Origin of the sequence: Streptomyces sp. AcH 505 (assembly GCF_000818175.1) — a bacterium.
GTDB lineage: Bacteria > Actinomycetota > Actinomycetes > Streptomycetales > Streptomycetaceae > Streptomyces.
On record NZ_JTIY01000001.1, the window covers coordinates 4,259,621 to 4,263,695 of the forward strand.

The window sequence follows — 4,075 nt, forward strand, 5'->3', positions numbered from 1 at the left end:
TGGCGGCCAGACAGGCCCTCGGCCGGCCGTACGTCTGGGGCGCCAACGGGCCCTCCGGCTTCGACTGTTCGGGCCTCATGCAGTGGTCGTACGCACGCGCGGGCGTCGGCCTGCCCCGCACCTCACAGGCCCAGCGCTACGCGGGACACCAGATCCCGCTCTCCCAGGCCAGGCCCGGCGACCTCGTGGCCTACCGCGCCGACGCCAGCCACATCGCGATGTACGTCGGCAACGGCCAGGTCATCCACGCCCCCTACCCCGGCGCTCCGGTGCGCTACGACCCCGTCGGCATGATGCCGATCTCGTCCGTCACACGCGTCTGAGCCGTACCCCCGGCACCCCGTACGATCTCCGGCATGCGCCGCCGTAACGCCCTCCAGGGACTCGCCGGGCTCCTGCTGGCAGGCTGCGGTTCCCCCGCGGCGGTGCCCGACCGGGCCACCCCGCAGATCGGCCGGACCCTCGACCGCAGGGCCGCCGCGCTGCTGCGCCGCGACGAGAGCGGCTACCTGGCGGCCGTCGACCCCACGGCCCACGCGCTGCGCGCCGCACAGCGCGCGGAGTTCCGGAACCTCGCCGACCTGCCGCTCAGCTCCTGGGCGTACCACCTCGGCCCGGTGCGGCGCACCGGGGACCGCGCCACCGTCCAGGCCGACCTGCGCTACCGCATCGCCGGCTACGACAGCGCGCCCGTCTCCACGCCCCGCACCCTGGAGCTGCGCGAGCGGCACGGCCGCTGGTACGTGACCGCCGACCGGCCCGGCGAGGACGGCGCGCAGGCGCTCTGGCAGCAGGGCCCGGTGACGGCCGTACGGGGCAGCCACAGCCTCGTACTCGGCGCGGAACAGGGCGACACCGTGCTGCGGTCCGTGTCCGCCGTCGCCGACGCGGCCGTACCCGCCGTGAACGCCGCGTGGCCGGGCCCGTGGGCACACAGGGTCGTCGTGCTCGTCCCCGGCTCGCTGGCGGCCATGGCGGCGCTCCTCGGGGCACCGGCCGCCGGTTACACGGGCATCGCCGCCGTCACGACGGGGGAGACCGGCGGCTCGGGGGCGACACCCGCCGACCGGATCATCGTCAACCCCGAGGCGTACGCCGAACTCGGCGACTTCGGGCAGCACATCGTGCTGACCCACGAGACCACCCATGTCGCCACCCGCACCGTCACCTCGGCCGCCACCCCCACCTGGCTCTCCGAGGGCTTCGCCGACTGGGCCGCCTACCGCACCTCCGACCGCACGGCAGCGCAGATCGCACCGGAGCTGCGCACCGCCGTCCAGCTCGGCCACGTCCCCGCCACGCTGCCCGACGACGAGGACTTCGCGTTCGGCGGCGACGCCGACCGGCTGGCCCAGGCGTACGAGGGCGGCTGGCTGGCCTGCGAGCTGATCGCGACCCGCTGGGGCGACCGGCACCTCACCGACTTCTACCGGGCGGTCGGCGAGCACGGCGGCAGGGACGGCGCCGTGGAGAACGCGCTGAACGACGTGCTGAAGACGACCCCCGACGACTTCACCGCGCTGTGGCGCGGCTATCTGCGGAAACGGCTGGGCTGACGTCCGCAGCGGGCTCCCGCCGCCGCGGCACCGTACCGCGCCACAGCCGCCCGCACGCGCACAGCGTCGCGGCGACCAGCAGCCCGTTGCGTACGAGCAGCAGCAGCACGCCGCGCAGGTCACCGCCGACCACATGCCCGAACCCGAGCGGGAACTCCAGCAGCGTCACCCCGGTGGCGACCAGCACCAGCACGGCGGGCAGGGTCATCCGGCTCTCCCGCAGGACGAGACAGACGGCGGCGAGCCCCACCAGCCACAGCATGTACTGCGGGCTGATCACCCGGCTGGTCGTGGTGAACAGCAGAACCGCGGCGAACCCCGCGTCGCCGGGCGTGCTCGCGGTGAACTCCCGCGCCGTGATCCGCCACCACAGCAGCCACCCGAAGGCGAGCACCGACAGCGCCATCGCCGCCGACGAGACGAGCGGCACGTACGGCCCCACGAACTCCACCGAGCCGTAGTTGAGCAGCACCTGGCCGTGCCAGCCGAAGTGCCGGGCGATCTGGAAGACGAGCCCGCCGAGCGACTCCACCTCGGTGCCCCGGTCGCGCTGGTACGTCAGGAACGCCAGCGACCCCGGCATCGCCACGGCGGCGACCAGCACCACGGCAGCGCCGGTCACGGCCGCGGCCGCCCACGACACCCTGGTGGTCCTGCCGCGCGGCGTGCCGAGCAGCACCAGCACCGGCCACACCTTCAGCATCGCGCCGAACCCGGCGAGCGCGCCGAGCACACCGGGCCGCCGGACCCCGGCGAGCAGCGCCGCCACCGCGACCGCCGTCACCATCAGGTCGTACCGGGCGTACGCGGTCGGCCCCAGCAGCGGCACCCCCGCCACCCACACCCAGACCCCGCGCGGCGACCTGCCCGGCCGGGTACCGGCCCGCAGCAGCAGTCCGAAGGCCGCCGCGTCGCAGAGGAACGCCACGACGAAGAAGGCCGACGTGTACGCCATGAACGGCAGCGCGCCGGGCGACAGGATCGCGAGCGCTGCCGCCGGCGGGTACTGCCAGGTGACGTCCCCGACCGGATAGCTGCCGGACTTCAGCACCTCGAACCAGCCGTGGTAGATCACCGACACATCGCTGGTGACATCGGGTCCCGGCACCACGACGACCTTGAAGACACAGAGCAGCAGCACCGCCCGGGTGACGATCCACACCGCGACAGGGAACCGTGCGCCGATCATGATCATCCCGTCGTATTCGTACGTACTGGCGGGAGACATGATGCCGGTGCCGACGGGTCGGGGGCCACAACGGCGGAACCGGCGCGGCCGTTCGGTACTGTCGGCGACCATGCGCAAGACCCTGATCGTGACGAACGACTTCCCGCCCCGGCCCGGCGGTATCCAGGCATTCCTGCACAACATGGCGCTGCGGCTCGACCCCGAACGGGTGGTTGTCTACGCGTCGACCTGGAAGCGCGGCGAGGAGGGCGCGGCGGCGACGGCCGCGTTCGACGCGGAGCAGCCGTTCACGGTGGTACGCGACCGTACGACGATGCTGCTGCCGACGCCCCGGGTCACCGCCCGCGCGGCCGGCCTGCTCCGTGAGCACGGCTGCGAGTCGGTCTGGTTCGGCGCGGCGGCCCCGCTGGGCCTGATGGCCCCGGCGCTGCGCCGCGCCGGCGCGCGCCGCCTGGTCGCCACGACACACGGCCACGAGGCGGCGTGGGCGCAACTGCCCGCGTCCCGCCGGCTGCTGCGCCGCATCGGCGAGGGCACGGACACGATCACCTACCTGGGCGAGTACACCCGCTCCCGTATCGCCGCGGCGCTCACGCCTGCCGCGGCGGGCCGGATGGTCCAACTGCCGCCGGGCGTCGACGAGAAGACCTTCCACCCGGGCTCGGGCGGCGCGGCCGTACGCGAACAGCTGGGCCTGACGTCGCGTCCGGTCGTGGTCTGCGTGTCGCGGCTGGTGCCGCGCAAGGGCCAGGACACGCTGATCCGCGCGATGCCGACGATCCTGGCGAGCGTGCCGGACGCGGTGCTGCTGATCGTGGGCGGCGGCCCGTACGAGAAGTCCCTGCGCTCGCTGGCGCGGACGACGGGGGTCGCCGAGTCCGTACGGTTCACGGGCCCGGTCCCGTGGCCCTCGCTGCCCGCGCACTACGGGGCGGGCGACGTCTTCGCGATGCCCTGCCGCACCCGGCGCGGCGGGCTCGACGTGGAGGGCCTGGGCATCGTCTACCTGGAGGCCTCGGCGACGGGCCTGCCGGTGGTGGCGGGCGACTCGGGCGGCGCGCCGGACGCGGTGCTGGACGGCGAGACGGGCTGGGTGGTGCGAGGCGGCGCGCCGGAGACGGCGGAGAGGGTGGTGACGCTGCTCGGCGACGCGGAGCTGCGACGCCGGATGGGGGAGCGGGGCCGCCGGTGGGTGGAGGAACGCTGGCGCTGGGACTTGCTGGCGACGCGGCTGCGTTCGCTGTTGTAGCGGTGTCGCCGTGCGGCGGTGTCGCCGTGCGGGTCGGTTGCGGGTTTGGGTTGCGGTTGTTGCCGGGTGTCGTTCCGGGGT

At 74.4% G+C, this 4,075-nt stretch carries 4 protein-coding genes; 3 read left to right on the forward strand and 1 reads right to left on the reverse strand.

From position 1 onward, the window contains the following. The coding region (locus tag HY68_RS19495; RefSeq protein ID WP_041990611.1) for a C40 family peptidase at window positions 1-323 on the forward strand (323 nt) is incomplete at its 5' end. Between the two features lie 33 nt (window positions 324-356). Further along, entirely contained in the window at window positions 357-1,556 is a 1,200-nt protein-coding gene (locus HY68_RS19500; protein WP_041990613.1) for a lipoprotein, read from the forward strand. Here the strand turns inward: HY68_RS19500 and HY68_RS19505 are convergent. Then, on the reverse strand, window positions 1,513-2,751 hold the full coding sequence (locus tag HY68_RS19505; protein ID WP_041996616.1) for a glycosyltransferase family 87 protein: 1,239 nt from the start codon (window positions 2,749-2,751) through the stop codon (window positions 1,513-1,515). The two genes, HY68_RS19500 and HY68_RS19505, sit on opposite strands and share 44 nt — an antisense overlap. 103 nt (window positions 2,752-2,854) lie before the next feature. Between HY68_RS19505 and HY68_RS19510 the strand changes: the two genes are divergently transcribed. Next, complete coding sequence (locus HY68_RS19510) at window positions 2,855-3,994, forward strand: glycosyltransferase family 4 protein (protein ID WP_041990615.1); 1,140 nt, start codon at window positions 2,855-2,857, stop codon at window positions 3,992-3,994. Window positions 3,995-4,075 lie beyond the last annotated feature (81 nt).

Bases quoted from the DNA above. Each gene is read 5' to 3' on its own strand.
- HY68_RS19500 (WP_041990613.1), top strand. From the start codon at position 357: ATGCGCCGCCGTAACGCCCTCCAGGGACTCGCCGGGCTCCTGCTGGCA.
- HY68_RS19505 (WP_041996616.1), bottom strand. From the start codon at position 2,751: ATGATCATGATCGGCGCACGGTTCCCTGTCGCGGTGTGGATCGTCACC.
- HY68_RS19510 (WP_041990615.1), top strand. From the start codon at position 2,855: ATGCGCAAGACCCTGATCGTGACGAACGACTTCCCGCCCCGGCCCGGC.